The sequence below is a fragment of the Thermocoleostomius sinensis A174 genome, assembly GCF_026802175.1.
GTDB classification, from domain to species: domain Bacteria; phylum Cyanobacteriota; class Cyanobacteriia; order Elainellales; family Elainellaceae; genus Thermocoleostomius; species Thermocoleostomius sinensis.
In genome coordinates this window covers 4,561,265-4,577,711 of record NZ_CP113797.1, presented here as the reverse complement: position 1 = coordinate 4,577,711, position 16,447 = coordinate 4,561,265, and the positions used below count along the sequence as shown (strand labels likewise).

Genomic DNA, 16,447 nt, shown 5'->3' with positions numbered 1-16,447 from the left:
TTGCTAGATAAAGCATAGATAATGTTCTAGGAAGCTTGTTTTCAGAGGAACTTACAGCAGTGAGCGAGCGAGTTTCAACTTAAACTAGCTCGGAAGTATTCACGCAGTCTATTTATACATATGTTTACAATTCAAGCGAGGAGTATTCCGGTCATATACAGATTTTTTGTATGGCAAGGATAAATCTGGACCGCTACCGTACCTACCAATCTCCAGCCAGTTCAACCTCACACAGTTCACAGGGCAAAGTTGGATCATCGGCATCCGTCACAATCAACAGCCGATGTGAATCTTGAGTTGGGCAAAGCCCTTCAACCTTCCCCATGAACAAATCCCCGTTCGGTGTACGGAGTTCAATCCAGCGCGGACGATCGCCCAAAATGCCGATCGCTGAGCCGCTGACTATGCCATCGGCAGTGACATCGGGTGAGTCTTCGGCGGCGGCTGAAAACAGAATTCCTTGCTGCGCAACGGTGGCATCTGTAAACGTCAGAGCTAGTCCGTTCAACCTGCCCAAATCATACTGGCGGATGTTTTGCAGATCAGGTGGCTGTTGCTGCTCTGGAGCCTCTAAGTAAGCCGCGAGTTCCTCCCAGTTTATATCGCCCGTTGCGTTGACTGGCAGTAGTGCGTTTTTAGGTGCGCCATTGCCACGGTTAAAGAGTCGAATGTAACCCGCTTGAAAAATTGCCCCTTCAACATTAAGTTCACTTCCAGAAAACGCAGCACACTGTCTGAGATGATCGTAAAGTGCCGCTGCTGATTGTAACCTCAAGCAAGAAGGGTCAGCCGTATATACTGTCAAAATTTGTTCTCGTTGGGGTGTTGATCCTGATCCAAATGCCAGAAAAACCTCTTCATTCGCTGTAGAAATTGTGGTGCAAGCTTCCAGATCTAGTTTGAATCGTTTGTTGCCGCGTTGATCGTCAAACTGGCGCAGTCCTGCTTCTCCAGACGGTAATGTTATGGCTTCGACTGCCAAACTTTGGGGATCAATGAGTGCTAAAAAGTTAGCATCATCTTGAACCAGAGCCAGCCGATCGCCGAACCAGCTTAAGCTAGAGCCTGCCCGAACATGAGGTGGACGATCGAGTGTCGGATCTGCACCTTCACGATAGAAAAGTGGGACACTTCGGAGCACGATCGCCCGCAAACTGGGATCTCTTACCGGATGAATGACTGGAACGAATGATTCACTCACTGCTTGGTTGCTCCTTCGATTGCTTTAATAGCGCTCACAATGCTAGGACTGAGGTAAGAGACATCTGAACGGATGGGTGCTTGAGTTGCTCAATCAATTAGATCTTTTAGATCTTCCTGCTCTACCAGATAGTGCCTCACAGCAGTTAGTAGCTGTCTTGCCTGCGCAAAGGTCAGCTTTTCTAGTGCTGCCTCATAGGTCAACCAGGCGAAATCGCGAATTTCTTTAGCTTGGCAAATCACGGCATTTGATCGCACAAAAGCTGGAAAGTATACAACCGTTTTCTCAATCGTGCGTCCTGACTCTATAAAGCAATATTTTTCAGTAAAAGAAACTGGAAGCAATGTATAGTCTTGAATACCTGTTTCTTCTTCAAATTCTCGGCAGGCTGCTACTTGTGGCGATTCTTCGGCTTCGGCATGACCTTTGGGAAACCCCCAATGTCCTGCATGATGTTGAATCAGCAAAAAGTGATCACCGTTGCTTCGCCGATCGATCGGCACAATGCCAAATGCTTCGTCGTTGAACACGCTGTTGGTATGAACACGTGCGTGATCGGTCATGATCATTCTCCACACTTCTTAAAAAATTATGATGCTTAAAAGCCACGATCCGCAGTGAGGATTGTCTCACTGAGCAGCAATGCCCACAAAAAAACAATTTTGAAGTATCAAATCATAAAGCCAAAGCACTTTAAAAGAAATTGAATGAACTAACATGGAATCGGTAGATTTTCCCGTAATTGGGGAAACCCTTTATGATCGGGAGCAGTACTCTATCAAGATTCGTTCAAGATTCGTTCAAGCTAGCTGCTCTCCGACAGTTCCCTGTTGATCCCACTTGTGTTGTTCAAAGCCTGAGTACTGCATCCAAATCTGCATTCAACTGTTTTAGCTGTTCGTCGAACCTAGCATCAAACGCGAGAAATGACCCAAACTCCCAAATTGACCCAGCCAATTCGCTACACCTCTACGACGATGGAGCGGGCAGAGCGGGCCCTGCGCTGTGCACCTTTTCAGCTTTTGCTATTTCGCACGATGCGCCACCAAAGTGTAGAACTGAGAACGATCGCTGGCAAAATGGGGTTGCAAGTTGGCTACACCACGCGAGCGATGTCAGAGTTGGCAGTAGAAAATGAGCTTCTGTGGTTGATTCAAGTCGGATTATTGCGGCGAGAGGTAGATGGGCAAGGCATTACCAGCAGTTTTCGTTTAACTCCATTAGGGCATCAGCTTGTCGAAAAATGGCAGCAATCGGATATACCGCCAGCTTCACGGCGCGATCGGCTGGTCAACGCTCTCAATCGTTGGCTACGATTGCCAAGCTGGTTGCAATAACAGCCGTGAATGTAGCAAGTGAAGAATAAGCTCGATCGCAATGAACAAGCTGTTGAAGAAGTCGTGAAGAAGTACTGAAGTTGAGAAGTCAAGTTGCAATACATTTTCCACCGAAGTGGTTTCAACCGCAGGGATTTCATAGATCTGGCAATTCTAAGTGTGAGTGTCATAGAGCGTATGGTTCTGGGAGGTTCTAAATGAAAGCCATCATGGTCGTGGGCACGATGTCCCATGTGGGAAAGTCCCTCTTAACCACTGCGCTCTGTCGAATTTTGAGCCGGCGGGGCTGGCGAGTGGCTCCATTTAAAGGGCAAAATATGGCGCTGAATTCCTATGTCACCGCCACTGGAGGAGAAATTGGCCATGCCCAAGCGATTCAAGCCTGGGCTGCCGGCATTGCCCCCCGGGTTGAAATGAATCCGATTCTGCTGAAACCTCAGGGTGACTCTACGTCGCAGGTCATTATCAAAGGGCGCGTGGCGGGGCGAGCAGGAGCTTCTGAGTATTACGAACAATTCTTTGAAACAGGCTGGCAGGCGATCGAAGAGTCATTGCAACGACTGAACGAAGAGTTTGATTTGTTGGTCTGCGAAGGGGCAGGTAGTCCGGCTGAAATCAACCTGAAACACCGGGACTTGACCAATATGCGGGTCGCTCGTTACCTAAATGCCCCCAGCCTGTTAGTGGTTGATATTGAACGAGGCGGTGCCTTCGCGCAAGTTGTGGGCACGCTAGAACTATTGGAACCAGAGGAACGGCAACTGATTCAAGGGGTGGTCATCAACAAATTTCGTGGGCAACGATCGATTCTGCAACCCGGCATTGATTGGCTACAAGACCGCACTGGAATTCCGGTAATTGGGGTGGTTCCCTGGTTAGACCATGCCTTTCCTGCCGAAGATTCCCTGTCGTTGTTCGATCGCCCCCCCCAAAAAAAACAGGGCGATTTGACCATCGCTGTGATTCGCTTGCCCCGCATTTCCAACTTTACAGATTTTGACCCGCTGGAATCGGAACCCACGGTCAATGTTAAATATGTCAGCCTTAAAGAAAGTCTAGGCTACCCAGATGCTGTCATATTACCCGGTTCCAAAACCACGATCGCCGATTTAGTTGCCCTACAGCGCAGCGGCATGGCTGAGGAGATTCAAGACTATGTTGCCGCAGGTGGCACAGTCTTGGGTATTTGCGGTGGGTTTCAAATGATGGGCAAAGTCCTTGCTGATCCAGAAGGCTTGGAGGGGCAAGAGGGGCGCTATAAGGGCTTAGGTCTGGTGCCGCTGAAAACTGTCATTACGCCGCAAAAGGTGGCACGGCAGCGACTGGTTACGTCAAACTATCCCCAAGTTGGATTGCCCGTTGGTGGCTATGAAATTCACCAAGGACGTAGCCATATTGTCTTTAATGAAGGCGACGGTGAACCGATCTATAAACCACTGTTTGAAGATACGAATCTGGGCGTTGTAGATATCACTCAATCAATTTGGGGTACCTATTTACACGGTATTTTTGACAATGGCCCGTGGCGACGAGCTTGGCTAAACCGCTTGCGACAACAGCGTGGGTTGAAGTCGCTGCCGACAGGAATTTCCAATTATCGAGAACAGCGGGAAGCGTTATTAAATACGTTAGCCGATGAAATGGTGAAACATTTAGACTTAAACCAGATTCTGCAATCGCTGGATAAGCAACCGGCTAGGTAAGTACAACATTATGAGTATCGAGGTTCGTTTCCTACCAGACGACGTGATCATCGAGGCAGAAATTGGGGAGCCACTCTTACAAGTGGCCGATCGAGCAGGACTTTCGATTCCGACAGGCTGTTTGATTGGCTTTTGTCACGCCTGTGAAGTGGAACTTGACGATGGGGAAATTATTTGTGCCTGCATTAGCACAGTTCCTCCTGGGCAACCCAAATTCACGGTTAATTTATATGTCGATCCCACGTGGTAGCGATTCTGATGCAGCCAAGGTGCATCAAGCGGCGATCGCCCTAGGCAGTAATATTGGGGATTCCCATACCATTGTGCAATCGGCCTTGCAACGGCTGGATGAAACTCCGGGGATTGCCCTCAACGCCTGCTCGCCCGTTTATCAAACTGTGGCCATTGGTCCACCACAGCCAGATATTCTCAACGCCTGTGCCCTACTCTCAACTACGCTTGATCCACCCACCCTAATGACGGCAATGCTTGCGATTGAAGCTAGCTTTGGCCGGATACGCCGAGAGCGCTGGGGGCCGCGATCGCTCGATCTAGATTTGTTATTATTTGATGACCTGATTTTGAAGCAACCTGGTCTCACTATTCCTCATCCAAGCATGACTCAGCGGGCATTTGTGCTGGTTCCGCTTTTGGATATTGCTCCCGATTGGGTTGACCCTGTTTCAGGGCAAACGATCGCAATGCTTGCCCACCAGGTAGACTGGTCAGGAGTCAAACTCTATTCGTTAGAAAACGAATGAAACCGTCTGGCAACGCAATCCTTCATCTTTCTCAACTATGCCATTTGGACCTGAACCCCCCCAACTGATTAAACAAAAACTGCTTTACCGTGGTCGAAAGTTCAACTATGAAGTGATTCGATTGCGCTTGCCCAATGGAGCCGAGGGAGATTGGGAATGTGTTCGACATCCAGGAGGAGCCTTGGCGATTCCTGTTACCCCAGATGGCAAACTAGTATTAGTGCGACAATATCGCTTTGCTGCCCAGGGACGTCTACTCGAATTTCCCGCCGGCACTGTAGAACCGAATGAAGATCCGGCTACTACGATCAAACGAGAGATTGAAGAAGAAACGGGCTATCGGGCACATCAGTGGCGATCGCTTGGGAAGTTTTTCTTGGCTCCTGGCTATTCCGATGAAATCATCTATGCATTCTTAGCCGAAGACTTAGAGCAGCTAGAAACACCACCCGGACAAGATGAAGACGAAGATATTGAAGTGGTACTGATGACCCCCCAAGCACTAGAACAAGCAATCTTGCAGGGCGAGCCGATTGATGCAAAATCGATCTCTAGTTTTATGCTGGCCCGTCCATTTTTGAACTTGGAAATTTAAACAAAAACTAAATGTGGGTGTAAATAGACTAGATAGAAACTACATATAGGTGCAAACGAACGTGACATTGTTATCCAGTCCTAGAAATTCGGTTTAGAATAAGGGCATAGAACAAGCGATCTACTTAGAAGATTGAGCTAGCCATGAGTCTCTTCCGTCGTCTACGAGATGCCCTGGGGCTAAACGAGGAATACGAAGAATACTATTACGAAGAGGACCCACCCTCTGAGGAGGTGTATCTGGATGACCCGCCACCTCGCCGTCGGGCTTCGTCGGGTAATGTCATTGGGCTACCAGGATTGATGATGGAAGTTGTGTTAATGCAGCCGCGATCATTTGAAGAAATTCCAGAGGCCGTAACGGCGCTGCGAGAGCGCAAAGCCGTGATTCTTAACTTAAATTATATTGAAATTGAACAGGCGCAACGATGTGCAGATTATGTCGCTGGGGGTGCGTTTGCAATTGATGGTCATCAACGGCAAATTGATGAGAACGTGTTTCTATTCACGCCAAATTTTGTGCAAATTAGCCAACATCAGTCTCCAGAGCCAGAACTCCCACCATCTCCGCCCCCCTTTGAAATGCCCCCTTCACCTTGGGAGATGTCCCCGCGTCCCCAGCCCCAGCGAGAGTTTGATGCGCGGTTTTGACGGTTTCAATCAGAGCCATGCTGAATGTGGCCCCCAACTAAGTGAACGGATTCAGGAACTGGATGCAGACACTATCGGGAAACGGGTTCAGCGTGGTCGTCTGGAACCGAAACTACTGGGAATCCTTGGCGCGATCGAATTTCTAGATATAACAACAGCGCATTGACATCGGCTGGATTGACGCCGCCAATGCGAGCCGCCTGACCCACCGTGAGCGGTTTGACCTTTGCCAGTTTCTCACGAGATTCTTTTGAGAGGGTATCGATCGCCATATAGTCCAAATCGGCTGGCAACAGACGGTTTGCTTGGCGGGCAATTTGATCGATTTGGTTTTGCTGCCGTTGTAAATAGCCCGCATACTTAATATCAATTTCTGCGCCTTCTCGCTCTTCGCGGGACAGATCAGTATTACCCAACCCGTAGCGATCGAGATTGACATAGTGAAACCCAGGACGACGCAATAAATCTGCCAACGTCACAGATCCTTTGATTGCTTGTTGCGTATCAGCGACAATTTGCTGCCCTAGTGCATCATGCTCTTTAACGCGAGTGATATGTAGCCGTTCCTTTTCAGCGGCAATGTTAGCTTGCTTCTGTTGAAACAACAGCCAACGCCGATCGTCGATCAATCCAATTTCACGGCCCATAGGCGTCAACCGTTGATCGGCATTGTCCGATCGTAACAGCAAGCGATATTCCGATCGGGAGGTCAACATGCGATAGGGTTCACGCAAATCTTTGGTGCAGAGATCGTCAATGAGTGTACCGATGTAGCTTTGCTCACGCGGAAACACTAACATCTCTTGTCCTTGCACAAACCGCACGGCATTAATGCCAGCCACAAGCCCTTGCGCGGCCGCTTCTTCATAGCCTGTTGTCCCGTTCACTTGCCCTGCACAAAATAATCCCTCTACCTTCTTCGTCATTAATGTGGGATAACACTGGGTAGCAGGCAGGTAATCATATTCCACTGCATAGGCAGGACGCAGCATAATGCACTTTTCCATGCCGGGCAGGGTGCGCAACATCTGTAACTGCAAGGTTTCTGGCAGTCCGGTGGAAAATCCCTGGATATAGAGTTCAGGAATATCGCGACCTTCTGGCTCAATGAAAATCTGGTGCGATTCCTTGTCAGCAAACCGCACAATTTTGTCTTCAATACTAGGGCAATAGCGCGGGCCTTTGGCATCAACCCAGCCGCCATACACTGGCGATAAGTGCAAATTCTCGCGGATCAAACGATGGGTTTCAGCAGTAGTGCGAGTTAGATAACAACACAGTTGCTCTCGCTCAACCCATACGTCCGGATCAAAGCTGAACCAGCGTACATCCGGATCACCGGGTTGCCGTTCCATTTGGCTGTAATCGACCGATCGCTTGTCTACCCGGGCAGGGGTTCCAGTTTTCAAGCGTCCTGTTTCAAATCCTAATCGGTTCAGGGTGTCGGTTAGCCCAACCGCCGCGAATTCTCCAGCGCGTCCAGCTTCCATTGACTTGTTGCCCACCCAGATGCGCCCGCCCAAAAATGTGCCAGTGGTCAAAATTACCGCTTTGCAAGCAAACGCGACGCCAAAGTAGGTTTGCACCCCAATCACGTCATCATTTTTACCCAGAATCAAATCCGTGGCCATGCTTTCGCGCACAGTTAGGTTCGCTTGATTCTCAACGATCTGCTTCATGATGGCAGCGTATTCCCGCTTATCGGTTTGCGCCCGTAAGGCCCAAACTGCTGGCCCGCGTGAAATGTTGAGAACCCGCTTTTGTAGATACGTGCGATCGGCCATTTTGCCAATTTCACCGCCCAAGGCATCCACCTCATGGGTCAGTTGGGATTTTGCTGGGCCACCCACGGCTGGGTTGCACGGTTGCCAGGCAATTTTGTCTAGATTCAGCGTTAACATCAATGTCTTGCAGCCCAACCGAGCCGCTGCTAGGGCTGCCTCGCAACCAGAATGTCCTGCTCCCACGACGACCACATCAAATTCGTCTTGGAAGTCAACTCGGTTGTCAGATTGAGAATTAGGCATAGTCATAGCAGCAGGCGATCGCAAGGGGTTCAGTCTTCTATTTTAATCGCATTGCCCCTTTGACCGTGATTGCTTTGCGGACAGATCAGCTAGCTCGTTGACTGCTGACCAGTCTCACCTAAATATCACTTCGTCCCTTCAAAGTCCATAGCGTATCTCCCTGAACAAGAGATACGCTCCTGAACCTTATCTTGAACCTTATCTACAGTTGTGTACAGTTTGTATCAGCTTGATCTATGCCTTGACTAGGCTTCTAGCCAAAGTTCGCGCACACCGTTCTCAGGTAACCAACCAGCAATTTCTTGAATTCGCTCTTCAGAGAGTTCATCTTTGGTGGCTGCGAAAACGGCTCTTACGGCTCGCTTGCGATCGGCGTCTTCATTTTCAAACCCACGTTCTAATCCACCTTCATTAGCAACCCGGAAGAAGAAGCGATCGGAATCAATCTTAAAAATCCCTGGACCTTGCCATGGTGGACGAACCCGGCTCAGCAAACCAACGATCGGGTTTGTATCTTTCCATAACTCTGCAACTTCCATTTGCAATGCCTTTTCTTTGGTCTGCATCGCTTCTTCGTGCAGTTCCGATTCAACTCGATCTGCCGTTTCTGTGGTCATTAAGTCGCGCATCACTCGAAACACCACTTCGGTAAAGTCCCTAGCATCATAGGGGTCTGCAAAGCCTCCTTGCACCATGACTTTTTCCAGAAACGATCGATGTTCATCCGCAATCACTGTCCTGGAATCTTCAACCTCCGTTGGATCAATTTCTGGTAGACTTTTATTTTTAATTTCATCCGGCATAGGTCTCTCCTAGGTCTTCCACATCACTACACTCACGTTGCTCTGGCAATGTCTACAATCTTTGCCAGTGAATTGCTCAGCCGTGATACGCTGTAAATAACATTGCCTTAAATGCTTGGTTTCAGCATGATCCCCTAGTCTGAGATCTGCGGAAATGATTCTAACCAAAAGTTAGACCCACATGGGATTGATGTCTAGCAGAATTGCCAAGCTCATAACTTGCTTGCATAACTTGCTCAAGGTGACACGCGAGTTTATGCAGAATACGTTAGAATTTTGGTTCCTATCTTGTCTTTCATCTTCAGTCGCGATGCGTTCAGAGCTATCTTCAACGGGGCAACCGCCTACACTCCGTCCGTATCAGCTTAAGTTGGTCAAAGACCTCTATATCAAGTTAGGACAAGGACACCGTCGCATCGCCATCATTGCCGGAACAGGAGCTGGAAAAACAATCATCGCCGGAAAGATTTGTGCCGATCTGGTTGCACGTGGAATGCAACTCATGTTCCTGGTGCATTTGGATGTGCTGGTGGGGCAAACCTATCGCAAGATGCAAGCCTTTGGGCTGCGCTGTGGGTTTATTAAAGCCGGATGGCAAGAAGATCCAACCGCTCCGATTCAAATTGCTAGTATTCAAACGATGGCACAACGGGACTGGTGGCGCAGTTGGCCTGCTAAAGTGATTTTGTTTGACGAGGGACACACGACGGTTTTTAGCCAAATTGGTCAAACGCTCATCTACGAAACGCATCCTCGATCGATTCACTTGGCCCTGACTGCCACGCCCTACCGCTTAGGACGCGAGCAATTAGGGGACCACATGCAAACGTTTGTTGCCTCTCCAGTGCCCTGGCAGTTGCAGCGTATGGGCTATTTAGCTCCAATGAAATACTTCGGTGTTGATAAAGATGGGCAAGTAGATTTATCAGATGTACGAACGATCGCCGGAGATTTTGACGAACGCGATCTCAAAAATGCTTGCGATCGACCGGAACTGGTACAGCGCATTGTTGAGGAATATCAGCGTCTCGTGTCTGGAAAACGAGCGATCGCCTTTTGCATTGATGTTGAACATGCTCGACATGTAGCCGATGCCTTTAATGCGATTGGCATTGCTGCGGATGTGGTGGATGGCAGTACCCCCATTAAAGAACGACAAAAGTTATACAAAGCGCTGGCTACCAATCAATTACAAGTTTTAACTTCGTGTAATGTTATCAGCATTGGGTTTGATGAACCCAGTGTTGAAGTAGGAATGCTGTTGCGACCTACTCAATCACGCGCGTTGCACCAACAGCAAATTGGTCGAGTGATGCGAATTTCACCCGATACGGGAAAGCAATATGGAATTATTTTAGATCAAGCGGGAAACTTGCAGCGACTGGGGTTTCCAGAAGATATTAAATCCTACTATTTGCCAACCAAGCGCGAGCCGGGTAGCAACGAAGTGTCTCCCGCCAAGCAATGTCCGCACTGCAACCGCTTGGTGTGGGGTTTTATAATGCAGTGCCCCGAGTGTGGCTATTGCTGGCCCAGCGAGCCACAAGTCTGTGCTGAGGAACTGGTTGAAGTGCTGAGTGAACATCAGCAACAGTTGCCGATGATTGAGTTTTACCGGGCACAACGCCGCAAGATGTTTCGCGATGGCGAGTCGCTCAATTGGATTAAGCACAAGTTTTACGAAAAGTTTGGTCGCCTACCAGACCCATCTTGGTGTCAGGGTGCGATCTTTGGGGATAATCCGTCGATCGACGATAAGGTGTCCTATCGGACTTACCTGATGGCCCAAGCTCAGCGGCAAGGCAAGTCTATTTCCTGGGTAATCGATGAGTTTCAGCAGGAATTTGGACTGGATGAATGGCAATCGCTATTCTAAAGAAATTCTGAAACCCCGTTGACTGTCAGATCTGATCTTGCTTTCGTTCCATAACGATCGATTACATTGCCTAGAAACTTGTCCCGAAACTAACACGATCGTCTATAGTCAATCAGTGATGGCAAAATCTAGATGGCAAAATCTAGATGGCAAAATCTAGGCGATCGGCTGTGACTGTGATGTGGAAAAAGAAACCAACCTTATTGCTAACGGTAGGAACAGCATTGGCGCTGATGGCAGGTGGGGCAACGGCTTGGTGGCTGCTGCAACGCACGCCGCTTTCAGAACTGCCTACGGGGGCAGATGCCTTGCCACAAGAGACAGCCATGAGTCTTTCGTTTACCAGTGACGAGGGGCAATGGCGGCGGCTGCGGCAGTATGGCACGACCGATTCTCAAGCCTCGTTTGATCGGGGGCTAGCAACTTGGCGCGATCGCTTGTTTACGGCTAACGGCATTGATTATCAGCGCGATATTCGTCCTTGGGTTGGCGAAGAGATCACAGTGGCGTTTTTGCCCCCCCCAACAATGGACGAGGATGCTAGCAACAAGGTGGTTCGTCCCTACCGCACACCCAATACCCTTGAATTCGATCGATCGGCTGTGATGATTTTGCCGATTGCCGATGTCGATCGAGCACAACGCTTTCTGAGTTCCCCTAATGTTACTGCTGAGCAAGAGTGGGTCGATCGAGAGTATAAGGGCGAGACGATTCGAGAAGTACATGGTCAAACTCAGCTAGATTATGCGGCAACCTTAATAGACAATCGCTTTTTGGTCGTATCTGGGGATGCTCAATCGATCGAGCGAGTGATTGATACGCTCAAGGGCAGAGCGTCGGTCGCCCAAAATTCCGACTATGGGCGGGCTTTTAGTCAACTGCGCGAAACCGTGACTAATCCCTTCATGCGGCTATATGTCAATGTGCCAGCCGCCACAGAATTTACCTCCAGCAACCCCAATCAGCCCATTCCACCTCAGTTATTGAGTTTGCTGCAAACTAATCAAGGGATAGCGTCGGCAATGACGCTAGAGTCGGATGGGGTTCGCTTTCGAGGAACGACTTGGGTGGCACCCAACAGTCGGTTGCGGTTGAAGGTACAAAACAGCGCCGAACGAATGCCAGTGTTGCTGCCCAATCAGACAGTATTGATGGCATCGGGCGATAACCTGAAGGAGTTTTGGGAAAACTATTCGGAACCCGTGCCTGCTTCAGACGTGACACCATCAACGTTACAACGGCGCGTTTGGAGTCCAGATACCATTCGCCAAGCTTTCCGCAACTTTACAGGCTTAGATTGGGATCAGGAGGTAATTCCGTGGACAGACGGCGAATTTGCCCTGTCGTTGCTGTCGGCTCCGGCTCCAGCCGATAACGCGGTGACGACCGCAGGTGTGCTGCTGCTGATTCAAGCCAGCGATCGCAAAGCGGCCGATGAAACATTTAATAAGCTCGATCAAGTCATGCAAGAGCGCAACGGTTGGCAAGTGCAGGAAGCGCAAGTAGAAGGACAGCCTGTAATGACTTGGACATCGCCCTTTGCCTCTCTCACCGTCACTCGTGGCTGGCTAGACGGCAATATTGTTTACGTGGCAGTTGGCCCCGGTGTGGCGGAAGCCGTGGCCCCCGCCCCCGACACCCCTTTAGCAACCAGTAGTTTATTTCAAAGCGCGACCGCAACGGATTTAGAAGCTGCGAGTGGGCACTTCTTTCTGGCGGTAGATCAGTTGGTGAACCCCAACATCAGCCTGCCGCTTCCGGCTTTACCAGACTCCAATCGCCAAACCCTCAGCGCTATTCGAGCGATCGGACTGACAACATCAGTGCAAGACAATCGCACGACACGCCATGATGTGCGGGTGTTGATGCCGCGATCGGACAGAACGGTCGGGCCGCTGCCGTCGGTTGTTGAAAAAGAGGAATAGGGGAGAGATAAGGCTTTGTGAGAACTAGCGAAACCACAGCTTGTTCATAGGATAACTGATTTCACAGATGGTTCCTTTGGGGCGATTGGGCGATCGGCGGAACATTCCATTTAATTGTCGGGCTAACTGTTTAGCTTGGCGCGTACCTCGACCGCCCGAAGGACTCATCTGCCCGTCTGATCCACCCTCTATCCCTAAGCCGTTATCCACGACGCGCACCACAATCCAATGATTTTCGGGTTTACAAACCACTTCAAGCCGGGTCATTCCCGTCGCATATTTGCCAGCATTGCATAGGGCTTCTTCCAAAAAACGGCACAGACCTCGCTTTTGTTCTAAACTCAGCGGTCGGTCGTCGATATGTTCAAACGAGACAATTTTTGCTTTGACGGTTTTGAAACAAGGGAAACTGCGTGTCATGGTGTTGCGATAGACTTCATGCAGCAGTTCGTGGGTAGCGTGTTGCAGGTTTAAGTTTGCCCCATTGCAAAGATACAGAGTTTTGCTTTGGGGTAAGGACTCTTGCTGCACCGCCTCATAGACCGATCGCAGTTCTTGGTTCAATCGTTCCAAATCAGCGTGCAATTGCTCGAGTGGTACTTGTTCCTGGGTATTGCGCAACAGGCGAGCTAGGGTTTGCAGAGGGCCGTTGTGAATGGCATCAAAGGTTTGATCGATGACTTGCTGGCGATCTTGAATGCGGGCTTTCAGGTCTTGCTGATAGCGATAAAACAGCGAGGCTGTCAGTCCGGCTCCATTTAACACCAGCACCATTGCCGCTGGCACGATCGGCAACCACCACCCCATCACTAACGCCGTATAGGAAATGCCAAACAGCAGAGCCACCGCAATTCCCAACCCTAGCAATGTTTTCACGGGTGACGTAAAAATTCGTCCAAACAAAATTCCTAAAAGACCCCAGCCAATAATCCAAACATAATCCCAACCGTCGCTCCACACCATCAGTGCGGGTCGATCGTCCAACACCATACTGATGATTTGACTGGTAACATGGGCATGGGTTTCAATGCCAAAGATCAAGCCGGAGGTATTGTGATCGACCGCTTCTGACTTGACCATATCGCGCCCGCTCGTAGCTGTGACGCCTATGAGAATCACGCGATCGCGAATCCAGTCTTCTGCCACCTCTCCCCGCAACACCTGTATCATCGATACCCGACGGAAAGGCTGTTCGCCAGAGCGATAGTTAATCAATATCTGGTTGCCACGGGCATCGGCATGAATATATCCTCCGTCGTTGGGTTGAAACCGTCGCAGTTCCACTGAGCAAAAACTCAACGCCTCGATATCTTGCACCCCATTCGCCAGTTGACAGCCATATCGATCTAGGTAAAGCCAAGCCAAGCGCAACGCCAGCGAAAACTGATAATCTCCGGTTTTGGTGGGGGTGCCCAGCAAACTGCGTCGCATGGAGCTATCTTGATCCAATACCACATCGGCAAAGCCCACCTGCTGGGGCGGCAACCCTCGGGGTGGGTCGATCGTAGCGCCAATGTCATCGGGTAGAACTTTCTCAATCCCGATAATATTGTTATGGGTTTGAAAGACTTGCTCTAGCTCGGCTTCACCGGGTTTAATCGGTAAATCGCGCACAATATCAATGCCGATCGCCGCTGGTTGATAGGTTTGCAGTTTTTTGAGCAGAGCGGCCAGTTGCTGATCGGGAATGGGATGGACGCCAACTTCATTGATGTCCGCTTCATCGATGCCAACAATTAAGACTCGATCGTCGGTGGGTTCGTTGGGACGCGATCGCAAGAGATGATCAAGCGACCACCATTCCATTTGCTGTAACGAACCCGTCAAGCGCAATAAAACTACGAGACCAATAACCAATAGCCCTGGCAGCGCTCCAATTCGCCAAAGTATTAGTTCTTTCCGAATGGCTTCCCAGGTGTAACGTTTCACAACTTTGTTTTATGCTGATTGATCTGGGTTTAATCAATTAATCCTTCTTCCCGTGCCCGGATTTCTACCTGAATTCGCAAGTTTTGATCATCTTCGGGATAAACGCTTAGGGCATCTTGCAGTTTTGTCCAATAGTGTCGTACTGTTCTTTCGGATAAATTCATGCGTTTGGCGATCGCTTTATCTTGCAACCCTTCTTGAAAAGCCAAGCGCAATACTTCTAACCATTCTGGCTTCACTTCCAAGCCTAATTTCATTTCCTTCGGTAAATATCGTCCGCCGTCGATCGCCATGCTTACTTTCTTGAGCATTTCATCTCGACGCAGATTTTTATCAGCAATGGTAAATCCACCTTCGTGATCATCAATCATCGGCTTCAAGCGCACCAACGGTCGCACATTGGCGCTTTGCACCACAATATTGAGGGTGGGATGCTTTTGCATTAAGTTTTTTAATAATTCAATTCCCGTGTCAACCCGTGCCACTTCCTCAACGGTTTCGGGTATCGATAAATCTACAACTACCAGGTCTGGATGCGTACTGTTAACCATATCTTGCCCCGATTGTTTCGTGTCAGCAGTGAACACCGTGGCGTCTGGATATTTTTGCCGTAATGTGCTGACCGTTCCATCTAGAACAAGTTCATGATCATCAATGACAACGATAGTGAGTTTCATGGGCGCTGATGTACCAGTATCCGGTTTTGTCCGTTTATCCTTCACTGTAACGGATAAGCTTCTTGTAACCTCCAACGGAACCGCCAAATTACCGTAAGATTCTCTTTTTGACATATACACCGTCCAGGGGCTAAACATTGAAAACAGCAACAGAGATACTTCAACTCTTTTGTTTGCATCAGGCTGGTGAGAGTTTGCAGATCTGGATAAGTCAGTTCAACCGTTAATTCGCCTGTGGTTTCGTCAGCACTCAGACCAATTCGCTGGGTTGCTTCGATCGCCGCCTTGGGCAGAGCCAACTTCAGCAACTCATCTAGAACCATCAAAATGATGCGATTACGTTCTGATGATGCATCGTTCCACTGGGACGGCAACGTCACCTCCAGGTTTAACCCCGACTGGTTTCGTTGTCGCGCCAGCATACACTGCATGGCCAACGGCAAGCTTTCAGACAAAAACGGCGGCGACAAGGTATCACTTAGTTGCTCAAGTGATTGGTGCAGCTTTTCCGCTTTGTGTAGCCAATCGTGCCCCTGGTTTAGCGAAACACCCGTTTCCTCAATTAAGGACAATTCCAGACTGCGACGAATCGCAAACACCTCTTGCAACAAACCGTTGTGAATTTGCTCTGACTCAGACGAAAGCTGAGCAGACTGACGCTTAAACCACCACTGCAACGCATGTTGCATCTCCAAATAGGAGACTACAGACCAAAGTAATAGCATGACGCAAAAAACCAGTATCACGAGTTACATTAAACCATCGACTTGCTAGGGGCTTTGGTAGATGCATCGTGGGGGCAAACGATGAGCATATTCAAACTATAGAAGGAACGATCGCCGATCGCATTTACCTTTTGTACGAGGTTGCTGGCGTAAAAGTGCCGGGTACTTTGCCGAAAACTGCAATTTCTTATCTAGAGAAATTAGGCAGAATCATGTGTGCCACTAACATTGGAACATC

The 16,447-nt window shown here is 49.3% G+C and carries 15 protein-coding genes; 8 read left to right on the top strand and 7 right to left on the bottom strand.

The window, feature by feature from the left end:
• Positions 1 to 202 precede the first annotated feature (202 nt).
• A complete protein-coding gene (locus tag OXH18_RS19760) occupies positions 203 to 1,201 on the bottom strand; it encodes a DUF6929 family protein (RefSeq protein WP_268609182.1) in 999 nt (332 codons plus the stop codon).
• A gap of 89 nt (positions 1,202 to 1,290) precedes the next feature.
• The gene (locus tag OXH18_RS19755; protein ID WP_268609181.1) at positions 1,291 to 1,764 is read right to left on the bottom strand and encodes a bis(5'-nucleosyl)-tetraphosphatase; all 474 of its coding nucleotides are present in this window, start codon (positions 1,762 to 1,764) and stop codon (positions 1,291 to 1,293) included.
• A gap of 363 nt (positions 1,765 to 2,127) precedes the next feature.
• On the opposite strand from OXH18_RS19755, the gene OXH18_RS19750 reads away from it, so the two are divergent.
• The 6 genes from OXH18_RS19750 (at position 2,128) to OXH18_RS19725 (ending at position 6,247) form a co-directional block, all read left to right on the top strand.
• Positions 2,128 to 2,538: an Npun_F0494 family protein gene (locus tag OXH18_RS19750; protein WP_268609180.1), complete on the top strand. Its 411-nt coding sequence runs from the start codon at positions 2,128 to 2,130 to the stop codon at positions 2,536 to 2,538.
• A gap of 197 nt (positions 2,539 to 2,735) precedes the next feature.
• On the top strand, positions 2,736 to 4,241 hold the full coding sequence (gene cobQ / locus OXH18_RS19745) for a cobyric acid synthase CobQ (RefSeq protein WP_268609179.1): 1,506 nt from the start codon (positions 2,736 to 2,738) through the stop codon (positions 4,239 to 4,241).
• A gap of 10 nt (positions 4,242 to 4,251) precedes the next feature.
• Positions 4,252 to 4,491 (top strand): 2Fe-2S iron-sulfur cluster-binding protein, encoded by a 240-nt coding sequence (locus OXH18_RS19740; RefSeq protein WP_268609178.1) that lies wholly within the window; start codon positions 4,252 to 4,254, stop codon positions 4,489 to 4,491.
• Positions 4,472 to 5,002: a 2-amino-4-hydroxy-6-hydroxymethyldihydropteridine diphosphokinase gene (folK, locus tag OXH18_RS19735; RefSeq protein ID WP_268609177.1), complete on the top strand. Its 531-nt coding sequence runs from the start codon at positions 4,472 to 4,474 to the stop codon at positions 5,000 to 5,002. The genes OXH18_RS19740 and folK overlap by 20 nt, the downstream gene beginning before the upstream one ends.
• Before the next feature lie 37 nt (positions 5,003 to 5,039).
• Entirely contained in the window at positions 5,040 to 5,597 is a 558-nt protein-coding gene (locus tag OXH18_RS19730; protein ID WP_268609176.1) for an NUDIX hydrolase, read from the top strand.
• Positions 5,598 to 5,740: 143 nt separating this feature from the next.
• On the top strand, positions 5,741 to 6,247 hold the full coding sequence (locus OXH18_RS19725; protein ID WP_268609175.1) for a cell division protein SepF: 507 nt from the start codon (positions 5,741 to 5,743) through the stop codon (positions 6,245 to 6,247).
• Positions 6,248 to 6,318: 71 nt separating this feature from the next.
• Here the strand turns inward: OXH18_RS19725 and mnmG are convergent, their stop codons facing one another.
• The gene (gene mnmG, locus OXH18_RS19720; protein ID WP_290428418.1) at positions 6,319 to 8,280 is read right to left on the bottom strand and encodes a tRNA uridine-5-carboxymethylaminomethyl(34) synthesis enzyme MnmG; all 1,962 of its coding nucleotides are present in this window, start codon (positions 8,278 to 8,280) and stop codon (positions 6,319 to 6,321) included.
• Between the two features lie 239 nt (positions 8,281 to 8,519).
• A complete protein-coding gene (locus OXH18_RS19715; RefSeq protein WP_268609174.1) occupies positions 8,520 to 9,077 on the bottom strand; it encodes a DUF2267 domain-containing protein in 558 nt (185 codons plus the stop codon).
• Positions 9,078 to 9,387: 310 nt separating this feature from the next.
• Between OXH18_RS19715 and OXH18_RS19710 the strand changes: the two genes are divergently transcribed.
• Positions 9,388 to 10,953: a DEAD/DEAH box helicase family protein gene (locus tag OXH18_RS19710; RefSeq protein WP_268609173.1), complete on the top strand. Its 1,566-nt coding sequence runs from the start codon at positions 9,388 to 9,390 to the stop codon at positions 10,951 to 10,953.
• A 146-nt stretch (positions 10,954 to 11,099) separates the two neighbouring features.
• Positions 11,100 to 12,878, top strand: a complete 1,779-nt coding sequence (locus OXH18_RS19705) for a DUF3352 domain-containing protein (RefSeq protein WP_268609172.1) — start codon at positions 11,100 to 11,102, stop codon at positions 12,876 to 12,878.
• Between the two features lie 24 nt (positions 12,879 to 12,902).
• On the opposite strand, the gene OXH18_RS19700 is transcribed toward OXH18_RS19705, so the two are convergent.
• From OXH18_RS19700 to OXH18_RS19690, 3 genes are read right to left on the bottom strand one after another with little or no spacing between them, the layout of a single operon-like run.
• Entirely contained in the window at positions 12,903 to 14,807 is a 1,905-nt protein-coding gene (locus OXH18_RS19700; protein ID WP_268609171.1) for a sensor histidine kinase, read from the bottom strand.
• A 29-nt stretch (positions 14,808 to 14,836) separates the two neighbouring features.
• On the bottom strand, positions 14,837 to 15,484 hold the full coding sequence (locus OXH18_RS19695; RefSeq protein ID WP_268609170.1) for a response regulator transcription factor: 648 nt from the start codon (positions 15,482 to 15,484) through the stop codon (positions 14,837 to 14,839).
• A gap of 41 nt (positions 15,485 to 15,525) precedes the next feature.
• Entirely contained in the window at positions 15,526 to 16,209 is a 684-nt protein-coding gene (locus OXH18_RS19690; RefSeq protein ID WP_268609169.1) for a hypothetical protein, read from the bottom strand.
• Between the last annotated feature and the right edge of the window lie 238 nt (positions 16,210 to 16,447).